The sequence below is a fragment of the Georgenia daeguensis genome (assembly GCF_039537705.1).
In the GTDB taxonomy this organism is placed as follows: domain Bacteria; phylum Actinomycetota; class Actinomycetes; order Actinomycetales; family Actinomycetaceae; genus Georgenia; species Georgenia daeguensis.
In genome coordinates this window covers 114,154-133,182 of sequence record NZ_BAABBA010000012.1, presented here as the reverse complement: position 1 = coordinate 133,182, position 19,029 = coordinate 114,154, and the positions used below count along the sequence as shown (strand labels likewise).

Annotated in this window: 16 protein-coding genes and 1 pseudogene; 3 read left to right on the top strand and 14 right to left on the bottom strand. The window is 74.4% G+C overall.

The window, feature by feature from the left end; all coding sequences use genetic code 11:
• Positions 1-804 (bottom strand): annotated as a pseudogene (locus ABD774_RS13180) (hypothetical protein); the annotation flags it as partial.
• A gap of 256 nt (positions 805-1,060) precedes the next feature.
• Positions 1,061-1,999, bottom strand: a complete 939-nt coding sequence (gene pip / locus ABD774_RS13175; protein WP_345041929.1) for a prolyl aminopeptidase — start codon at positions 1,997-1,999, stop codon at positions 1,061-1,063.
• A gap of 127 nt (positions 2,000-2,126) precedes the next feature.
• Between pip and ABD774_RS13170 the strand changes: the two genes are divergently transcribed.
• Complete coding sequence (locus tag ABD774_RS13170) at positions 2,127-3,491, top strand: FAD-binding oxidoreductase (RefSeq protein WP_345041927.1); 1,365 nt, start codon at positions 2,127-2,129, stop codon at positions 3,489-3,491.
• A 26-nt stretch (positions 3,492-3,517) separates the two neighbouring features.
• Here the strand turns inward: ABD774_RS13170 and ABD774_RS13165 are convergent, their stop codons facing one another.
• From ABD774_RS13165 to ABD774_RS13130, 8 genes are all read right to left on the bottom strand, one after another.
• On the bottom strand, positions 3,518-3,973 hold the full coding sequence (locus ABD774_RS13165) for a SufE family protein (protein ID WP_345041924.1): 456 nt from the start codon (positions 3,971-3,973) through the stop codon (positions 3,518-3,520).
• Positions 3,970-4,869, bottom strand: a complete 900-nt coding sequence (locus tag ABD774_RS13160; protein ID WP_345041922.1) for a sulfurtransferase — start codon at positions 4,867-4,869, stop codon at positions 3,970-3,972. The genes ABD774_RS13165 and ABD774_RS13160 overlap by 4 nt, the downstream gene beginning before the upstream one ends.
• A 113-nt stretch (positions 4,870-4,982) precedes the next feature.
• Complete coding sequence (locus ABD774_RS13155; RefSeq protein ID WP_345041920.1) at positions 4,983-5,492, bottom strand: hypothetical protein; 510 nt, start codon at positions 5,490-5,492, stop codon at positions 4,983-4,985.
• 39 nt (positions 5,493-5,531) lie between these two features.
• Positions 5,532-5,696 carry a hypothetical protein gene (locus tag ABD774_RS13150; RefSeq protein WP_345041917.1) on the bottom strand — a complete coding sequence of 55 codons (165 nt, stop codon included), beginning with the start codon at positions 5,694-5,696 and terminating at the stop codon, positions 5,532-5,534.
• A complete protein-coding gene (locus tag ABD774_RS13145; RefSeq protein WP_345041914.1) occupies positions 5,624-6,685 on the bottom strand; it encodes a S8 family serine peptidase in 1,062 nt (353 codons plus the stop codon). The genes ABD774_RS13150 and ABD774_RS13145 overlap by 73 nt, the downstream gene beginning before the upstream one ends.
• A 42-nt stretch (positions 6,686-6,727) precedes the next feature.
• On the bottom strand, positions 6,728-7,588 hold the full coding sequence (locus ABD774_RS13140; RefSeq protein ID WP_345041911.1) for a DNA/RNA non-specific endonuclease: 861 nt from the start codon (positions 7,586-7,588) through the stop codon (positions 6,728-6,730).
• A gap of 12 nt (positions 7,589-7,600) precedes the next feature.
• On the bottom strand, positions 7,601-8,311 hold the full coding sequence (locus ABD774_RS13135; RefSeq protein ID WP_345041909.1) for an aspartate/glutamate racemase family protein: 711 nt from the start codon (positions 8,309-8,311) through the stop codon (positions 7,601-7,603).
• 4 nt (positions 8,312-8,315) lie between these two features.
• Positions 8,316-9,224, bottom strand: coding sequence for an alpha/beta fold hydrolase (locus ABD774_RS13130; protein ID WP_345041907.1), 909 nt, complete (start codon positions 9,222-9,224; stop codon positions 8,316-8,318).
• An 80-nt stretch (positions 9,225-9,304) separates the two neighbouring features.
• Here ABD774_RS13130 and guaB1 point away from each other — a divergent pair, with 80 nt between their 5' ends.
• Together guaB1 and ABD774_RS13120 are read left to right on the top strand one after the other, a co-directional pair.
• Entirely contained in the window at positions 9,305-10,759 is a 1,455-nt protein-coding gene (gene guaB1, locus ABD774_RS13125; protein ID WP_345041905.1) for a GMP reductase, read from the top strand.
• Between the two features lie 16 nt (positions 10,760-10,775).
• On the top strand, positions 10,776-10,973 hold the full coding sequence (locus ABD774_RS13120; RefSeq protein ID WP_345041903.1) for a hypothetical protein: 198 nt from the start codon (positions 10,776-10,778) through the stop codon (positions 10,971-10,973).
• 13 nt (positions 10,974-10,986) lie between these two features.
• Here ABD774_RS13120 and ABD774_RS13115 read toward each other — a convergent pair whose 3' ends face one another.
• The 4 genes from ABD774_RS13115 to ABD774_RS13100 all read right to left on the bottom strand — a co-directional run bounded on the left by ABD774_RS13115 (position 10,987) and on the right by ABD774_RS13100 (position 18,951).
• Entirely contained in the window at positions 10,987-12,366 is a 1,380-nt protein-coding gene (locus ABD774_RS13115) for a dihydrolipoyl dehydrogenase family protein (RefSeq protein WP_345041900.1), read from the bottom strand.
• Entirely contained in the window at positions 12,359-13,585 is a 1,227-nt protein-coding gene (locus ABD774_RS13110; protein WP_345041898.1) for an RNA polymerase sigma factor, read from the bottom strand. Before ABD774_RS13110 ends, ABD774_RS13115 begins: the two co-directional genes overlap by 8 nt.
• Complete coding sequence (locus tag ABD774_RS13105) at positions 13,582-13,965, bottom strand: YciI family protein (RefSeq protein WP_345041896.1); 384 nt, start codon at positions 13,963-13,965, stop codon at positions 13,582-13,584. The genes ABD774_RS13110 and ABD774_RS13105 overlap by 4 nt, the downstream gene beginning before the upstream one ends.
• Before the next feature lie 90 nt (positions 13,966-14,055).
• Complete coding sequence (locus ABD774_RS13100; protein WP_345041894.1) at positions 14,056-18,951, bottom strand: NAD-glutamate dehydrogenase; 4,896 nt, start codon at positions 18,949-18,951, stop codon at positions 14,056-14,058.
• Positions 18,952-19,029: the final 78 nt, after the last annotated feature.

Sequence of the window (19,029 nt, the reverse complement as noted above, 5' to 3'; positions counted from 1 at the left end):
CTCCAGCGCCGCCGCGGTGTCCCGGAACCGCCGGGTCAGGCCCTGCCCGACCCGGACCAGCGTGCGGGCCTCCTGCCGCGAGACCGCCAGCCGCATCGCGATCTCCTCCCCCGTGACGTCCACCGGCTCGGCCAGGCGCGGATGGTCGTACCAGGTAGCGGTGTCCGCCAGCCCGGCCGCCGCCAGCGCCGCCCGCCCCGCCGCCCACGCCTGGACCCGCCGGTGCGCCGCGAGGACCTCGATCCCCGCGACCCGCCCCAGCCTCGACACCTCCGTGCCGGTCAGCACCGCCGCCAGGTCCGCACCCCCACGCATCCCCGCCAGCACCCCCACCCCGACCCCCAGGCCGCCGACACCCCCACCCGCCACCGCCGGGTCGAAGACCTCCGACACCCGCCGCCGCAACGCCCGCGACCACGCCGGACCACCACCCACAAACCCCTCAGGATCCGGCGCCCCCGCACCGTCACCGGCCGCCTCGGCGGCCCCGGCGTCGGCGTCGGTGACGGCCTCGACGTCGGCGGCGTCGGCGTCGGCGTCGGCGTCGGCGTCGGCGTCGGCGACAGCAGGCTCCTCGGCCGGCAGCGCGCTCGTCCGGGTGAACCCCGCCGGCGCCAGCCCGGCCAGCACCGCAGACCCCTCCACGTCGTCCGACGCCACCGGCCCGGTCGCGGGCTCGTCGTCCGGGCCCAGCAGCTCCTCCAGCACCCCCTGCGCCCACGGGTCACCCGCCTCCAGCAGCACACCAAGACCCTGCAGCCCCACGCTCGACAGCTCCCGGGCCCGCGCCAGCCGCTCCTCCACCCCCACCGCACCCGCCAGCGCACGCAAGTGCGAGCACGGCCCACGCCACCCGTCCTCCGGGCAGCACCACCCGCCCCCACGACCCCGCGCACTTTCGAACATGAGTACTACGCTAGGGCAACCCTCTGACATCGCGGCCTACAGGTGCCTGACCTGCACAAACGATGTAAAGCGCCGAGGGGACGATCACTGGGCCGCCATGCGGGGCGGGGCTGGGACACTCCTCGGCAGAAGAACCCACAGATGACGGGAGCGCTCAGCGGAAGCGCTCGATGGCCGCCTCGATCGCCTCCCCAGTCGCCCCGTGCCCGGACCCCTCCACGATCCACAGCTCGCTGCCCGGCCACGCCCGGTGCAGGTGCCAGGCGGTGTCGGCCGGCCCGGAGATGTCGAGGCGCCCCGTGACGAGGACTCCCGGTATCCCGGCCAGCCGCCCGGCGTCACGCAGGAGCGCCCCGTCGTCGAGGAAGGCGGCATTGGCGAAGTAGTGCGTCACGACGCGCGCGAAGGCGAGCCGGAAGGCAGGGTCCTCGAAGCCACGGTGCGGGCGATGCCCCGGGTGGGTGGCCACGTGCGTGTCCTCCCACTCGCACCAGGCCCGGGCGGCACGGTCACGGACCTCGGGGTCGGCGTCGTGAAGGAGGCGGCTGTAGGCCGCCGCGAGGTTCCCGTCACGTTCGCCCTCGGGCACGCCGTCGCAGAACCTCTCCCACGCCTCGGGGAACACCCGACCCATCGCACGCGTGAGCCAGTCGACCTCGGCGTGGGTCGTCGTCGTCACGGAGATCAGCACCATGCCGGCGACCCGGTCGGGGTGCTGCTCGGCGTAGGCGAGCCCGAGCGTGGTGCCCCACGAGAGGCCGAGGATGAGCCACCGGTCGATCTCAAGGTGCTCGCGCAGCTGCTCGAGGTCGGCGATCAGGTGCGCCGTGGTGTTCGTGGAGAGGTCGACCTCAGGCTCGCTCGCGTGCGGCACGCTGCGGCCGCTGTTGCGCTGGTCCAGCTGGACGATCCGGAAGACCTCCGGGTCGAACCACTGACGCCAGCCCGGCCGGCTGCCCGAGCCGGGCCCGCCGTGCAGCACGACGACGGGGCGGCCTGCCGGGTTGCCTGACACCTCCCAGTAGAGGCGGTGCCTGTCGCCGACGTCGAGCATCCCCGTCTGGTAGGGCTCGATCGGCGGGTGGACGGGCACGAGAAATTCCCTTCCGTGGCGGGCGCGGCGGCTCCTACCGTATCGGCGTCACACCGCGCCGCTCGAGGACATCGCGGCGCGTCGATCCAGGGCCGCCCAGCACACCCCGACGACGGACGAGGACCCCATGAATCCCTTGATAACGGCGGACGTCACCGAGCGTCTGCGCCAGCACGTCGCCGGCCGCGTGATCGCGCCCGACGAGACCGACTACGAGACGCTCCGCACGACCCCAGCCGGCGCCCCGGACGCCAGGCCGGCGGTGATCGTCCGGGCGCGGAGCACCGCCGATGTCGTCCAGGCTGTCGCGGCGGCGCGCGAGAGCGGGCTCGAGCTGGCCGTGCGCAGCGGCGGGCACAGCGGCGCCGGCCACAGCACCACGGACGGCGGCATCCTCCTCGACCTCGGGGAGATGAAGGAGCTGGAGGTCGACCTCGAGCGCAGGACCGCCCGGGTGCAGCCCGGGCTGACCGCGGGCGAGTACAACGAGGCGGTCGGCCGCCACGGGCTCGCCACCGGCTTCGGCGACACCGGGTCCGTCGGCATCGGCGGCATCACCGTCGGCGGCGGGATGGGCCTCCTCACCCGCCGGTACGGCCTCACGATCGACTCGCTCCTGGCCGCGGAGGTCGTCACCGCGGACGGCACCGTGCTGGAGGCGGACACGGACCACCACGAGGACCTTTTCTGGGCGGTCCGCGGCGGCGGCGGAAACGTCGGCGTGGTCACCCGCCTGACCTTCCGCCTGCACCCCGTCGACGAGGTGCTCGGCGGCATGCTGGTCCTCCCGGCCACCGCCGAGGTGATCGAGGGTTTCGTCCGCCTGGCGACGGCCGCCCCGGACGAGCTGAGCACCATCGCCAACCTCATGCCGTGCCCGCCGCTGCCGTTCGTGCCCGCCGAGGTCCACGGCCGCCCGGTCCTGATGGCGCAACTGGTCCACACAGGCCCGCTCGAGGCGGCCCGACGGACGCTGGAATCGTTCCGGAGCCTCGCCGAGCCGTACGCCGACCTCGTCCGGCCGATGCGCTACCCGGACATCTTCCAGGGCGAGGAGGCGGGCCCGATGCCCGAGGTCGTCTCCCGAGGCGGCTTCGCCCGCCGTATCGGCGCACAGGAGGCGTCGGCCCTCGCGGAAGCGGTGGCGACGCCGGGGTCGGCCCGGATCGTCCAGATCAGGGTGCTCGGCGGTGCGGCGGCCCGGGTCGACGCCGCCGAGACCGCCTTCGCGCACCGGGACCAGCCGATGATGCTCATGCTGGTGGCGTTCTGCGACGGCCCCGAGGACCGCGCCCGGCAGGAGCGGTGGCTCGAGGAGGCGTCGGGCATGCTCGACGGCGCCGCCTACGTGAACTTCCTCGGGCGCGAGGGGCCGGAGCGCGTGCGCGCCGCGTACCCGGGCGCGACCTGGGACCGACTGGTCGAGGCGAAACGGCGATACGACCCGGGGAACCTGTTCCGGCTCAACCAGAACGTGCCTCCCACCGGCTGAGGCCGAGCGGGCGACGACGGGTCGGGTCAGGCGGCAGACTTCTCCCGCACCTGCCGCTTGATCCGGCCGAGCATGCCGGCCATCCCCCGCAGGCGCAGCGGGCTCACGGCCTGCGCCAGCCCGAGCCGGTCGGAGACGTCTGCGGGCACGGCCAGCACCTCGGCGGCCGTCAGCCCGTCGAGGCCCTCGTGCAGGATGCCGGCGAATCCGCTGGTGGTGGGCGACTCCTGGGGCGCCTGGAAATGCAGGTGGACGATCGCGTCACCGCCCGTGCCGTCGACCTCCGCGACGACGAAGATCGGCGACTGGCACTCCGGCACCGGCTCGAGGAGCTCGGGGTGCTCGGCGTAGCGCTCGGGCAGGGCCGGCAGGTTGCGGCTGAACTCCAGCAGCATCTGCAGCCGGTCGGGAGCGCCGACGGCGTTGAAGTCCTCGACGATCGCCGCGAAGGCGGCGGGCAGGCCCTCGGTGGTCGTGGTCATCGGGCGGGCACCTCCCCGGGCTCCTCGCCGACGGCGATCGGCACGCGCACGGCGTTGCCCCACTCCGTCCACGAGCCGTCGTAGTTGCGCACGTTCTCGAAGCCGAGCAGGTGCTCGAGCACGAACCAGGTGTGGCTCGACCGCTCGCCGATGCGGCAGTACGCGATCACCGGCTCGCGCGGGGTCAGGCCCTGCTCCTGCTCGTAGATCGCCGCGAGCGCGTCACGGTCCTTGAAGGTGCCGTCCTCGTTCGCGGCCCGCGCCCACGGCACCGACCGCGCGCCCGGGATGTGGCCGCCGCGCAGGCTGGCCTCCTGCGGGTAGTCGGGCATGTGCGTGCGCTCGCCCGTGTACTCGGGGATTGAGCGGACGTCGACGAGCTGGCCGCCGAGGAACTCCAGAACGTCGTCCTTGTAGGCACGGATTCGGGTGTCGTCGCGCTCGACCACCGGGTACTCGGTCGCGGCGGGCGTGGGGGTCTCCGTGACCATCTCGCGACCCTCGGCCTGCCACTTGGCCCGCCCGCCGTCGAGCAGGCGCACGTCCGGGTGCCCGAAGAGCGTGAAGACCCACAGGGCGTACGCCGCCCACCAGTTGTTCTTGTCGCCGTAGAGCACCACCGTGCTCTCACGCGTGACGCCCTTGGCCGACATGAGCTTCGCGAAGCCCTCGCCGTCGACGTAGTCCCGCGCGACCGGGTCGTTGAGGTCGAGGTGCCAGTCCACCTTCACGGCCCCGGGGATGTGGCCGGTCTCGTACAGCAGCACGTCCTCGTCGCTCTCGACGACGACGAGCCCGTCCGTCCCGAGGTTCCGGGCGAGCCAGTCGGTGCTCACCAGCCGCTCGGGGTGGGCGTACGCGGCGAACTTCGGGTCGTCGTCGTAGGGCAGTGCCATCGTCAGAACCTCCACGCTCGGGTCGGGATGCTGCCCCGATCCTCTCACCGCGTGCGGCACAGGACCTAAGCGGCTCCGAGGCCTCCGGGCGGGACTGCCGGCACGTGCGCCGGTCAGCCCTGGTCGAGCTGGGCGCGCAGCTCGTCGATCTTCGCGGAGAGCTCGTCGAGCGCCCCGCGCACCGACCCGTCCGCCTGCTCAGAGGCCTGCTCCAGCTTGGTCCTGGCGTCCTCCAGCGCGGTCCGCGCCTCCTCCTTGGCGGCCTCGGCCTCGGCCCCGGTCCCGGAGAGCGCCGCCTCCGCGTCCTGGACCGCCTCCTGCGCGGAGCCGACGGCGTCCTCGACGGCGGAGCGCGCCTCGGGGTCCAGGCCCTCCAGCTGCGAGCGAGCGTCCTCCGCTGCGGAGCGCGCCTCGTCGGCGGCACCCTCGAGCGCCGTGCGCGCCTCCTCGGCGGAGTCGCCGAGACCCTCGACGACGTCGGAGGCGGACTGGCGGACCTCCTCGGGGACGTCCTCGGCCGAGCAGGCACCCAGCAGCAGGGTGAGCGAGACGCCGGCGGCGGCGAGCAGGGAGCGGTGACGCAAGGGGTCCTCCTGGGTCTGGGAGAAGCCATTGTGCGTCACCGTCCCGTGCGACTGCACGCCCTGGCCCGGCTCGAGCGGTCACGGGGCGCGCACGATGCCGACGCCGCGGTCGGCCACCTCTACTCCCGGGGCGAGGGCAGTGATGTCGCTGTTCGCCAGCAGCCGAGCGGTCACGGTGGCGGCGGTCCCGGGCAGGGCGGTGGTGAGGGCCTCCTCCCACCACAGCGCCGCGACGCCGGCCACGTGAGGAGCGGCCATGCTCGTCCCGCTGAGGCTCGAGAGGCCGCCGCCGCGCTGGGGCCGAGACCACGTCGACCCCGGGCGCCGCCACCTGCGGGAACGTGTTGGAGAACGGCGCGACCACGAACCCGTCCGGCCCCCTGCCGAGTGCGCCCACCGAGACGATCCCGTCCGCGGCGGCGGGCAGGGAGGCGGCGATCTCGAGGTCTGGGTCCTCGTCGCGCCGGCTCTCGTTCCCCGCGGCGGCGACCACCACCGCACCCCGCGTCGAACATCCGCAGGTTCGCCCGGTAGCCCTCCAACGCCGCCGACGTCGCCAGGTCCGCGGGCCAGCCGTCGTCCACCAGTCGCTGGACCAGCCCCGGGAAGTCGAACCCGAGGGACATGGAGATCACGTGCGCCCCCTCGCGCAGCGCCCACTGGATCCCGTTGAAGAGCATCGTGGAGTCGCCGCTGCCGTCGTCGCCGAGCACCTTGCCCGCCAGCACACGGCCGACACCGGGCGCGACCCCGATACGCGCACCGTCGACGTCCCGGCCGAGCACCGTGCCTGCGCAGTGCGTCCCGTGGCCCTGCACGTCACCGTTGCCGCTCCCGGTGAAGTCCTCCTCCACCACCGTCGCGCCGGCGAACGCCGGGTGGGCCACGTCGATCCCGGTGTCCAGGACGGCCACCGTCACCCCCGCGCCGGTGCGCAGGGACCTGTCGGCGCCGACCGCGGCGACGCCCCAGGCGGGCCCCGCCTCGACGGCGGTCACCGCCCGGGGCTTCGCCACCGGGAAGATCAGACGGGTCGGCATCACGGGTGCGACCGCGCGCACCTCCGGGTGGCCGGCGACCTCGCGGAGCTCGTCCTTGCTGAGCCGGGCGACGTCCACCTCCGGCAACGCGACGACTCCGTCCCCCAGGGACCGCGCCGACGCCGCGGGAGAGCGCACGGACAGCGGCACAGGCTCGCGGTGGCGCAGGACGGCGTAGGTGTCGGTGTGCAAGCGCGGTCTCCTCGGTGTCGGTGGGCCGGGTGCGGGACCAGGTCAGAGCCTGATCGCGTGCAGGTCGTGCAGCTCGAGCCGTCGCGCGGCAGGTGCGGGGCCGACCGGGAGCCGGTCGGCCGCCACGAGAGGGCCGAGGTCCAGGCCGGTCAGGTCCTCGACGTCGCGCACCGGCACCTGGAACGTCCGGAACGGACCCAGCGGGGGCGGCCGGCCCTCGCGGGCGGCCCGGGCACGGGCCGCGGAGAGGTCGATCTCCGCGAGCTGCGGCCGCTGGTCGAGGACGAAGGCGGCAGCGGCGAGCGAGCGCCCGTCCGGCGCCTCCTCCCCCGGTACGCCCCGGGGCTCCGTCGTCGTCCAGGCCACGACCTTCCAGAACTGCTGCGGGATCGCCACGCCCCGGTAGACCGGGTCGTCGTCGGCGAGCACGGGCGCCGTGAGGACGCTCAGGCGCAGCCGGTGCGCCCGGGCGTGCTCGAGCACGTGGTCCTCGAGCCCGAGCCACAGCTCCCGGGACTGGTTGAACCCGGCGGCCTGCGGCGCCGCGTTCGTGTAGTGGAACGTCTCCGAGCTCGCCCGGCGCGCCACCCCCGCCTCGCCCCAGACGGGGTCGCGACGGCGGACGAGGTGGCCGCGGTCGAGGTCGTTGCCGGCGTACAGCTCCTCGCCGGCCTGGTCCTCCGCGGGCACCCGGGGGTCGAGCCGCCAGTCGTCGCCCCGCGGTACCTCACGCAGCGCCGCTCCGTCGACGTTCACGGCGGTCACCACGGCGAGGCGCCGGGCCGGGTCCAGGACGACGGTGAAGTGGGTGTAGCCGAGCACGTGGCTCTCCCCCGCCGGCGACGGCACCGGGACCGGCACCCCGAGGAAGGCCGGGTCGTACCCCGGCGCCGTCGTGCTCATGGCACGAGCCAATCACGGACCGCTGACGTCCGCGTCCTCCAGGGCGGCCTCCACGGCGTGCAGCGCGTGGGCACGCATGGAGTCGATCACCGGCAGCGGGCTGTCCTCGGGCCCGATGAGCAGCTCGATCTCCGTGCAGGCCAGCACCACGGCGTCCGCCCCGGCGGCCCTGAGCCCCTCGAGCACCCGGACGTACCGCCGCCGGGAGACGTCCGAGACGATCCCCCGGGTGAGCTCGTCGAAGATGATCTGGTCGATCATGCCCCGCTCCTCCTCGGGCGGGACCACGACGCGGACGCCGTGGCGCGCGAGCCGGTCGGCGTAGAACGGCTCGCTCATCACCCACCTCGTGCCGAGGATCCCGACCGTGCGGTGCCCGCCCGCGACGGCGGCCCGGCCCACGGCGTCACCGATGTGCAGCAGCGGCACGCCGATGGCGGTCTCGACGTCCTCCGCCACCTTGTGCATGAGATTGGTGCCGATGAGGACGACGTCGGCGCCGGCCCGCTCCAGCCGGCGCCCGGCGTCCGCGAGGACCTCACCGGCGCGCGCCCAGTCGCCGGCGACCTGGCACGCCCGGATCACGTCGAAGTCGAGGGAGACCATCACCAGCTCCGCGGAGTGGTGCCCGCCGAGCCGGCGCTGCACCTCGGCGTTGATCACGCGGTAGTACTCGGCCGAGGAGTACCAGCTCATCCCGCCGATCAGCCCGATGGTGCGCATGCCCCTACTGTGCCGCAGAACCACCGCCGGCCGGGCGGTCGCCGGTGACGAAATCGGTCACGCGCGCGACCACCGCGGGATCGCGCAGGATGCGCTGGTGACCGAGCCCCTCGGTGGTCATCAGCGTGGCGGCGGGCCACGCCTCGGCGATACGCACGCTCTCGGCGTACGGCACCTCCTTGTCGTGCCGGTCGTGGACCACGAGCGTCGGCGCGGCGGCCGGCGTCCGGGTGAGGTCGAAGTCCGCCAGCGGGCGGCCCGCGAGCTCCTCGAAGCGCACGTCGAAGCGCCGCCGGGTCCGCTCGCCGTACCCCAGGGTGCGGGCGAGCTGGCCGGTCATCGCCACCACGTCGGCGCTGGGCGCGACGAGCGCGAGGCGGCCCGTGGGCATCCCGTCCGCGAGGGCGAGCGCCGTCGTCGTGCAGCCGAGGGAGTGGGCGACGACGGCGCCCGGCGCCCCGTGCCGCCTCGCGACGGCCGCGAGCGCCTCCGCCATCTCGACGGCGGTGCCGCGCCCCCGCCCGAGGGCACCGGGCCCGGACTCGCCGTGGCTCGGCGCGTCGAACCCGACCACTCGCCGTCCGGCGTCGACGAGCGGGGCGACGAAGGCGCCGAGCTGGCCCCGCCAGCCGCCCCAGCCGTGCACGAGGTAGACGGGGTCGCCCGCACCCCAGGTCTCGACGGCGACGGTGCGCCCCCCGGGCAGCTCCACCGTGGACCGCTCGCCGGCGCCGGGCCGCTCGTCCCGGCGGCGCCCGCCGTTGGCGGGCAGCGTGCACCACACGCGCAGCGCCCACCGCGCCCCGAGCGAGGGGGCGACGGCGTCGAGTCCCCCGAAGGCGGCACGCAGCGCCGCGATCCGCGCGACCTCCGCCGCGCGCGGGCGTCTGGTCGCTGTGGGCGTGCTCGTCATCGTCGCTCCCGTCGTGGTGGCCCGTGGGCGTGACGATGGTACGGGTGAGCGCGCCGCGGGGAGGCGCGGACAATGGGCGCATGCGCTTCCTGCCCGGGCACCAGCCCACCACCGACCTGACCTACGCCGACGTCTTCCTCGTCCCGTCACGGTCGGACGTCCCGTCCCGCTTCGACGTCGACCTGACGACGACGGACGGCACGGGCACGACGATCCCCGTCGTCGTCGCGAACATGACGGCGGTGGCCGGCCGGCGGATGTCCGAGACCGTCGCGCGCCGCGGCGGGATCACGATCCTCCCGCAGGACGTGCCCACCGACGTCGTGGCCGACGTGGTCGCCGACGTCAAGGCGAAGGACACTGTCATCGAGACGCCGGTGACCGTCGGCCCGCACGACACGGTGCACACGGCCCTGTCCCTGATCGGGAAGCGCTCCCACGGCGCGGTCGTGGTGGTCGAGGACGGGCGGCCGGTCGGGATCATCTCGGAGGCCGACTGGGAGGACGTCGACCGCTTCACCCAGGTGCACCAGGTCATGTCCGCGGACCCGTGGACCATCGACGCCGCCGTGCTCGACCGCGGGCGCGAGGGCCTCGAGGCCGCGTTCGACCAGCTGACCCACGCGCGCCTCAAGCTCGCGCCGGTGGTCCGCGACGGCCGTCTGGTCGGCGTGCTCTCCCGCCGCGGCGCCCTGCGCTCGAGCGTGTACGCACCCGCCGTCGACGCCCGGGGCCGCCTGCGCGTGGGCGCCGCCGTCGGGATCAACGGCGACGTCGCCGGCAAGGCGCGGGCCCTGCTCGAGGCCGGGGTGGACGTGCTCGTGGTCGACACCGCGCACGGGCACCAGGAGCGGATGCTCCGCGCGCTCGAGGCCGTCCGCTCGGTGGACCCCCAGGTCCCCGTGGCGGCCGGGAACGTGGTCACCGCCGACGGCGTGCGGGACCTGGTGGCCGCGGGCGCCGACATCGTCAAGGTGGGCGTGGGGCCGGGAGCGATGTGCACCACCCGCATGCAGACCGCCGTCGGGCGCCCGCAGTTCTCCGCGGTGCTCGAGTGCGCGGAGGCGGCCCGCGAGCTCGGGAGGCACGTGTGGGCCGACGGCGGGGTCCGGCACCCGCGCGACGTCGCCCTCGCCCTGGCGGCCGGGGCGTCCCAGGTGATGATCGGGTCCTGGTTCGCCGGCACCCACGAGTCCCCCGGCGACCTCCACACCGACGGCACCGGGCGGATGTACAAGGAGAGCTTCGGGATGGCCTCGGCCCGCGCCGTCGCCGCCCGGACGGCCGGGCGGGTGTCGGGCTTCGAGCGCGCCCGCAAGTCCCTGTACGAGGAGGGCATCTCCGCCTCGCGCATGTACCTCGACCCCGACCGCCCGGGCGTGGAGGACCTGCTCGACGTCATCACCTCCGGCCTGCGGTCCTCCTGCACGTACGCCGGTGCCCGCACCCTCGCCGAGTTCGCGCACCGTGCGCGGGTCGGGGTGCAGTCCGCCGCCGGCTACGAGGAGGGCCGCCCGCTCCCGGCGGGGTGGTGAGGTCAGCAACCCGCGGGTGCGTTCCAAGACGGTGGCGGAGGCTCGCACCTACTACGCCAAGGAGTTCGCCGGCTACCGACGTGGCGAGCCGACCCCCTACATGGAGAAGCTGCACTTCACGGCCGGCACGGGCACGGCCGACCCGGACGAGCGCATCCTCTCCGACGAGGAGCTCGAGCAGGCGGCCGAGGAGGGCCGGCAGAAGGGCCTGTGACCGACGGACGTCGCTAGTCGCCCAGCGCGTCGAGGAGCAGGTTGAGGCCCTCCCCCATCGTCGGGTGGGTGATGACCGCGTCGCGCACCTGCTGGTAGGTCAGCCCGCCCAGCATCGCCATCTGCACGGCGGTGACCACCTCGCCGGAGCCGGGCCCGAACAGCGCGACGCCGAGGATCTGGTCGGTGGCGGCGTCGACGACGGCCTTCCAGCTGCCGGTGGTCTCGTGCAGGGTCTTGGCGCGCGGGATCGCGGCGACGTCGATCCGGGCCACGCGCACGTCGTGGCCCCGCTCGCGTGCCTGCGTCTCGGTCAGGCCCACCCGGGCGAGCTCCGGCGTCGTGAAGACGGTGTACGGCACGAGCCGGCCGTCCGTGACCGCCTCGCCTCCGGTCAGAAGCTTCTTGAGCACCCTGAAGTCGTGCCAGGAGGCGTGGGTGAACTGCGGGCTGCCGGCGACGTCGCCCACCGCCCAGACGTGGTGGGCGCTGGTGCGCAGGTGGTTGTCCACCGCGACGAAGCCCTTGTCGGTCAGCTCGACGCCGGCGGCGTCGAGCCCGAGGCCGCCCGTGACCGGCACCCGTCCCGTGGCCACGAGCAGCTCCTCGGCCTGGACCTCGGACCCGTCCTCCAGGGTGACGACGACGCTCCCGGCCCCGCGCCGGACGGCGCGCGCCCGTGCGCCCAGCCGCAGCTCGACCCCCTGCGCGGTGAGGGCGTCAGCGACGTCGGCGGCGACGTCGGGATCCTCGCGCGGCAGGATCTGGTCGCGGCCCTGCAGCAGGATCACCTTCGTGCCGAAGACGGCGAACATCGAGGCGAACTCGCACCCGACGTACCCGCCGCCGAGGACGATCATCGACTCCGGGATCTTCTCCAGGTGCAGGATCGACTCGGAGTTCCACACCCCGGCCGCCTCGATGCCCTCGACGGGCGGGACCGCGGGCGTGGTCCCGGTGTTGACGACGACGTCCCGGCCGCGGAGCACGCGCGTCCCGCCGTCGTTCAGGGCGACCTCGACCGTGCGCTCACCGGTGAACCGGGCGGTGCCCATCAGGAAGTCCATGCCGGAGGCGGGGAACATCGTCGTGTGCGCGGCGACCATGCCGCCGACGACCGACTCCTTGTGCTCGCGCAGGCGCTCCAGGGAGATCCTGGGCTCGCCCTCGACCTCGACGCCCATGGTCCCGGCCCCCCGGGCGTCCAGGAGTGCGCGGGCGGAGCCGACGAGCGACTTCGTGGGGATGCAGGCGACGTTGATGCACGTCCCGCCGATCTTGTCGCGCTCGACCATGGCGACCTGCCAGCCCGCCCTTGCCCGGTCCATCGCCAGCGACTTGCCGGCCTTGCCGCCGCCGATCACCAGCAGGTCCACGTCCTCGATGTCACTCATCCCTCCTGCCTAGCACGACCGCGCCGGCACGGGCGAGGAGGTAGCGCCGCTCGGGGATGCTCAGGGTCCGGCGGGCGGCGCGCAGGTAGTGCTCCCGGGCCGCCTCCGGCTCGCCGGCCAGCTCCAGCAGGTGGCCCCGGACGGCGTCGACCCTGTGACCCGCCGGCGCCGCCTCGGCGTCGGCGAGCGCCGCGAGCCCGGCGCGCGGACCACGGACCATCGCGACGGCCACCGCGCGGTTGAGCGTCACGACCGGCGACGGCGACGCGGCCTCCAGGAGGTCGTAGAGGCCCAGGACCTGGGGCCAGTCGGTCTCCGCCGCCGACGGCGCCTCGTCGTGCACCGCCGCGATCGCCGCCTGGAGCTGGTAGGGCCCGACCGGCCGGCCGGAGGCGAGCGTGCGCGTGAGGAGGTCGACCCCCTCGGCGATCGAGGCGGTGAGCCACCGGCTCCGGTCCTGCTCGGCGAGCGGGACGAGCCCGCCGTCGGGCCCCGTGCGTGCCGGGCGGCGGGCGTCGGTGAGCAGCATGAGCGCGAGCAGGCCCGCGGCCTCGCCGTCCTCCGGCAGCCGGGCGTGGAGCTGCCGGGCGAGCCGGATCGCCTCCGCGGCGAGCTCCACCCGCTGCAGCGCGGGCCCGGCGCTCGCCGTGTAACCCTCGTTGAAGATGAGGTACAGCACCTGCAGCACGGCGCGCACCCGCTCACCGAGCTGCTCCGGCGGAGGCAGCTCGAACCGGGCGCCCGCGGCCCGGATGCGCTGCTTGGCCCGGCTGATCCGCTGCGCCACCGTCGGTTCCGGCACCAGGAGGGCCCGGGCGATCTCCGCCGTCGTCAGCCCGCCGACGGCCCGCAGGGTGAGCGCCACCTGGGCCGGCGGGGTCAGCGAGGGATGGCAGCAGAGAAACAGCAGGGCGAGCGTGTCGTCCTCCGACGCTCCCGGCGGTGTCGGGTCCGGCTCGGCGACGGCCACGGCGACCTCCCGTCGTCGCCTGGCGCTCTCGTTCCGGACGATCTCGACGAGACGCCGCAAGGCGACCGTGGTCAGCCACCCCTGCGGGCTGGCGGGCAGGCCCTCCGCGGGCCACTGCACGGCGGCGGCGAGCAGCGCCTCCTGGACAGCGTCCTCGCACGTGGCGAGGTCGCCGTGGCGACGCACGAGGCGGCCGAGGACCCGCGGCGCCAATTCGCGCAGCAGGTCCTCGACGCCGTCGTCGGTCACATCTCGCCCCCGCCGAGCTGGAGGACCGGTCGGACCTCGACCCGCCCGACCGTGGCCTCGGGCAGGCGCGCGGCGTGCTCGGCGGCGCGGTCGAGACTCTCGCACTCGATCAGGTAGAAGCCGGCGAGGAACTCCTTGCTCTCCCCGAACGGCCCGTCCGTGGTCTGCATCCGTCCGTCGACCACCCGGACCTGCCGGGCGGCCGAGCCGTCCGCGAGCGCCTCCGCGACGACGAGCTCGCCGCTGGCGGCGAGGTCCTCGCGCAGGCGGGCGTGGGCGTCGAGCCCGACGGCCTGCTCGGCCGGGGTCATGGCGTCCCACTCCTGCCGGGCGTCCGCGGCGAGGTGGATGAGCAGCAGGTACTTGCCGGTGGTGTCCATGTCAGCCTCCTGTGGTTGCAGTGTCTCCTCGCCCCGTGGTCGAGACCAGGGCCGAGTTCTCGACACCCGCGGCTGACGCTCCCTGCGCCGCTACCTCGCCCCGGCCCGCAGGGCGCGCAGCGCCACGGACAGCGGCGCCAGCCCGGCCACCTCGAGGTGGTTGACGCCCTCGACGGCGGAGCGGGCGCGCTCGAGGTAGGCGGCGTTCGCCCGGTCCCAGACCCGCAGCCGGTGGTCCGGCGAGCCGTCGTGGTCGGTCTCCTCGATGACCCGCGCGGTGAGGGTGTTGAGGACCGCGTAGAGGTCCTCCCGCGCGGCGGCCCGGGCGAGGGTGTCCCAGCGCCCCTCCCGCGGGAGCGCGCCGACCCGGGCCAGGAGCGCCCCGATGCCGAAGTGCTCCTCCGTGGCGAACCGCATCTCCGCCACCACCTCGAGAGGCTGGCCGGTGCGCTCCGCCAGCTCGACGACGTCGAGGACGGCGAACTCTTCCACCAGGGCGCCGTACCGGCGGGCGAGCTCCTCGGGCACGCCCGCACCGGCGAGGTGCGCGCTGCGCTGCTCCGCGTCGGCGAGCGCCCGGCCACGGAGCAGGTCCGGGATGAGCGGCGTCAGGGTCTGCGCGGCGGCGCCGAACCGCTGGATCTCGGCCGCCACGTCGATCCCCTCGGGCCGGTGCTGGACGAGCCAGCGCACCGACCGGTCCAGCAGGCGGCGGAACTCCAGGTACAGGTCGGCCTGCGCGTGGGTGGGGACGACGTTGTCGAGCTCCTCCACCGCGCGGACGAACGGCGCGAGGCCGTAGATCTCCCGGGCGACGACGAACGCCCGGGCGATCTGCGCGGGATCGGCGCCGGTCTCCTCGGCGGCCCGGTAGACGAAGGACGTGCCGCCGCGGTTGACCACCGAGTTGGCCACCCGCGTCGCGATGATCTCCCGGCGCAGCCGGTGCCCGCGCATCTCCTCCGCGAACCGCTCCTGCAGCGGCTGCGGGAAGTACCCGCGCAGCTCAGCCTCGAACCACGGGTCGTCGGGCAGGTCGGAGTCGACCAGGCTCGCCTTGAGGGAGAGCTTGGCATAGGCGACGAGGACCGAGAGCTCCGGCGAGGTCAGGCCCCCGCCCGACTCGGCCCGCCTGGCCAGCTCGGCGTCGCCGGGGAGGAACTCGAGGGCGCGGTCGAGCTCGCCGCGCTCCTCCAGCCACTGGATCGCCCGCCGGTGCACGCCCGCCATCTGGTTGTGCTGGCGCCGGGCGTTGCCCAGCAGCACGCTCTGCTCGTAGTTCTGGCGGAGCACGCGGGCGGCGACCTCGTCCGTCATCGACCCGAGCAGCTCGTTGCGCTCCTCCAGGGTCATCCGCCCCTCCCGCGTAACGGCGGTGAGGAGGATCTTGATGTTGACCTCGTGGTCGGAGGAGTCGACCCCGGCGGAGTTGTCGATGGCGTCCGTGTTGAGGTGCACGCCGTGCAGGGCCGCCTCCACGCGCCCGCGCTGGCTGAAGCCGAGGTTGCCGCCCTCACCCACCACGGAGCAGCGCAGCTCGGCGCCGTCCACGCGGATCGCGTCGTTGGACCGGTCCCCGATCTGCTCGTTCGTCTCCGCGGCCGCCTTGACGTACGTCCCGATCCCGCCGTTCCACAGCAGGTCGACCGGGGCCCTGAGCACCGCGCGGATGAGCTCGGCGGGCGTCAGCTCGGTGACGCCGTCGTCGAGGCCGAGGCGGGCGCGCACCTGGTCGCTGACCGGCACTGACTTCGCCGTGCGGGGGTAGACCCCGCCGCCCTCGCTGATCAGGCCGGTGTCGTAGTCGGCCCAGGACGAGCGGGGCGTCTCGAACAGGCGGCGGCGCTCCGCGAAGGAGGTGGCGGCGTCCGGGTCGGGGTCGAGGAAGACGTGACGGTGGTCGAACGCGGCGACCAGCCGGATGTGCTCGGAGAGCAGCATCCCGTTGCCGAAGACGTCGCCCGACATGTCCCCGATGCCGACGACGGTGAAGTCCTCGCTCTGCGTGTCGTGCCCCAGCTCGCGGAAGTGGCGCTTGACCGACTCCCACGCGCCGCGCGCGGTGATCCCCATCTTCTTGTGGTCGTAGCCGGCGGAGCCGCCGGACGCGAAGGCGTCGTCGAGCCAGAAGCCGTAGTCGCGGGAGACGGCGTTGGCGACGTCGGAGAAGGCGGCGGTCCCCTTGTCCGCGGCGACGACGAGGTAGGGGTCGTCGCCGTCGTGGCGCACCACGTGCTCCGGCGGGACGACGTCGCCGCCGACGATGTTGTCGGTGACGTCGAGGAGCGAGGAGATGAACAGCCGGTACGCGGCGGTGCCCTCGGCGAGCCACGCCTCCCGGTCCACGGCCGGGTCGGGCGGGTTCTTGACGAAGAAGCCGCCCTTGGAGCCGGTGGGGACGATGACCGCGTTCTTCACGGTCTGCGCCTTGACCAGGCCGAGCACCTCGGTCCGGAAGTCCTCGCGCCGGTCGGACCAGCGCAGCCCGCCGCGGGCGACCGGCCCGAAGCGCAGGTGCACGCCCTCCACGCGGGGGCTGTACACCCAGATCTCGAACATCGGCCGGGGCTCGGGCAGGTCCCGCAGGCGGCGCGGGTCGATCTTGAACGCGACGGTCAGCCGGTGCGCCTCGGCGCCGGGCTCCTGCCCGGTCCGCTCGCCGCCGCCGTGGGCCGGCCCGGGGCCGGGCTGGTAGTAGTTCGTGCGCAGCGTGGAGCGGATGACCCCCGACAGCGCGCGGACGATCCGGTCCTGGTCCAGGGAGGCGACGTCGTCGAGGGCCTTGCCGATGCGCCGGGCGATCTCCTCCTCGGCGGCGGCGCGCGCCTCGTCCGCCGCGGCGCCGTACGGGCCCGCGGGGTCGAAGCGCGTCTCGAAGAGCTCCACGAGCATCCCGGCGATGGCCGGGTTGTCCCGCAGGGCCGCCTCCACGTACTCGCGGGAGAAGATGGAGCCGGTCTGGCGCAGGTACGCCGCGGCCGCGCGCAGGACGACCACCTGCCGCCAGGTCAGGCCGGCGAGGAGGACGAGGGCGTTGAACCCGTCGCTCTCCGCCCGGCGCTCCCACGAGGCCAGGAACGCGTCCTGCAGTCGCGTCCGGACCTCCTCCTCGTCGCCGGCCCACGCCTGCGGCGTGGCCGCCCGCAGCCCGAAGTCGTAGACGTGGATGCGTCCGCCGTCGAGCGCCTCGAGCGTGTGCGGACGCTCGTCCACCACCTCGAGGCCGAGGCCCTGGAAGATCGGGAGCACCGAGGAGAGCGAGAGCTCCCCGCGGCGGTAGAGCTTGAGGCGGCGCTCCTCCTCGGCGGCGCCGTCCGGCCGGTAGAGGTGGAGCCCGAGGGACGTCGCCGTCAGCGCGCTGAGGTGGCGCAGGTCCTCGGCGGCCGCGACCGCGTCGACATCCTCCTTGTACCCCTCTGGGAAGGCGAACCGCGAGGCCATCCGGGCACCCTCGTCGCCGTAGCGGCGGGCGGCGGCCTCGGCGAGGTCCTCCTCCCAGGTGCGGGTCGCCTCGACCACGCGGCGCTCCAGCGCGGCGGCGTCGACGTCGGGCAGCGGGGTGCCGCGCGGCACCCGGACCACGACGTGCAGCTGGGCCAGCGTGGACTCGGAGACCCGCGCGTCGCTCTCCACGCTCGTTCCGTGGAAGGCCTGCTTCAGCAGCGCGCCGACCCGGCGCTCCACCGCGGGGGTGTACCGGTCGCGGGCGAGGTAGACCAGGCAGGACATGAACCGCTGGTACTGGTCGCGGCGCAGGAACAGGCGCGTGCGGGGACGCTCCTGGAGGTGGACCACCGCGGTGGCGACGTCGGTGAGGGTGTCGACGTCGCTCTGGAACATCTCGTCGCGAGGGTAGTCCTCCAGGACCCCGACCAGATCCTTCCCGAGGTGGCTCTCGGGTGCGAAGCCGGTGCGGGCGAGCACCTGGGAGACCTTCGTCGAGACGAACGGCACCTCCCGGACGGACCAGCTGTAGGCGGTGGGCGTGAACAGGCCCAGGAACCGCTGCTCGCCGACCACCGTGCCGTCGTCGTCGAAGGTCTTGAGGCTGATGTAGTCCAGGTAGTCGGGGCGGTGGACCGTCGAGCGCGAGTTGGCCTTGGTGATGATCACCAGGCGCGGCTCCGCCGCCCTCAGGGCGACGGCGCGCGGGAGCTTCGTCGGGCCGCCGTGGTGGTCCTCGTCGCGCAGCAGCCCCAGGCCGGTGCTCGGGATGGCCTCGAGCGAGGCGTCGTCGGGCGTCTCGCCGCGCTCGAACCGGTACTCGCGGTAGCCCAGGAAGATGAACTGGCCGGCCACGAGCCAGTCGAGCAGGTGCCGGGCCTGCAGGATCTCCTCCTCGTCGACCCCGCTCGGGGGCGCCTGGAGGAGCAGGGCCGAGATGTCGCGGGCCCGGGCCTCCATGCGGGGCCAGTCGGCGACGGCGGAGCGCACGTCCGCCAGGACCCGGCGCAGGGCGACGGCGAGCGGCTGGCGCTCCTCCTCCGCCTGGTCGACGCGGTCGACGTGGACGTGGATCCAGGACTCGCGAGTCGCGGCGCCGCCCTCACCCTCGCCCACGACCTCGACGAGCGCGCCGTGGGCGTCGCGCCGCACCAGCGGCTGGGGGTGCACGAGCAGCCGGATGGTCCGCCCCTGCCGGGCGAGCTCCGCCGAGATGGAGTCGACCAGGAACGGCATGTCGTCCGTGACGATCTCGATGACCGTCAGCCCGGTGGACCACCCGTCCTGCTCGAGCGTGGGGGTGAAGACCCGCACGATCGTCTCGCCCGGGCGGCGCACGTGGGCGGCGTCGCGGTGGGAGAGGGCCGCGCCGAGCAGGTCCCGCGGCTCCTGGTCGAGGAGGTCCTCGGTGAGGACGTCGCGGTAGTAGCGCTCCAGGAGCACGACGGAGTCGTCCTTCGGGAGGGCTCCCGGGAGGCCGTCGGCCGTGTCGGCCGCCCTCCGGAACACCTCGGTACGAGCAGCGTCACGCGTGGCAGCCATGCTGGTGGATTCCTCCGTAGGTCTCGCCCCGGCCCGTCGTCGGCCCTGATCGGGATCGTACGCAGGAACGCCCGGCGG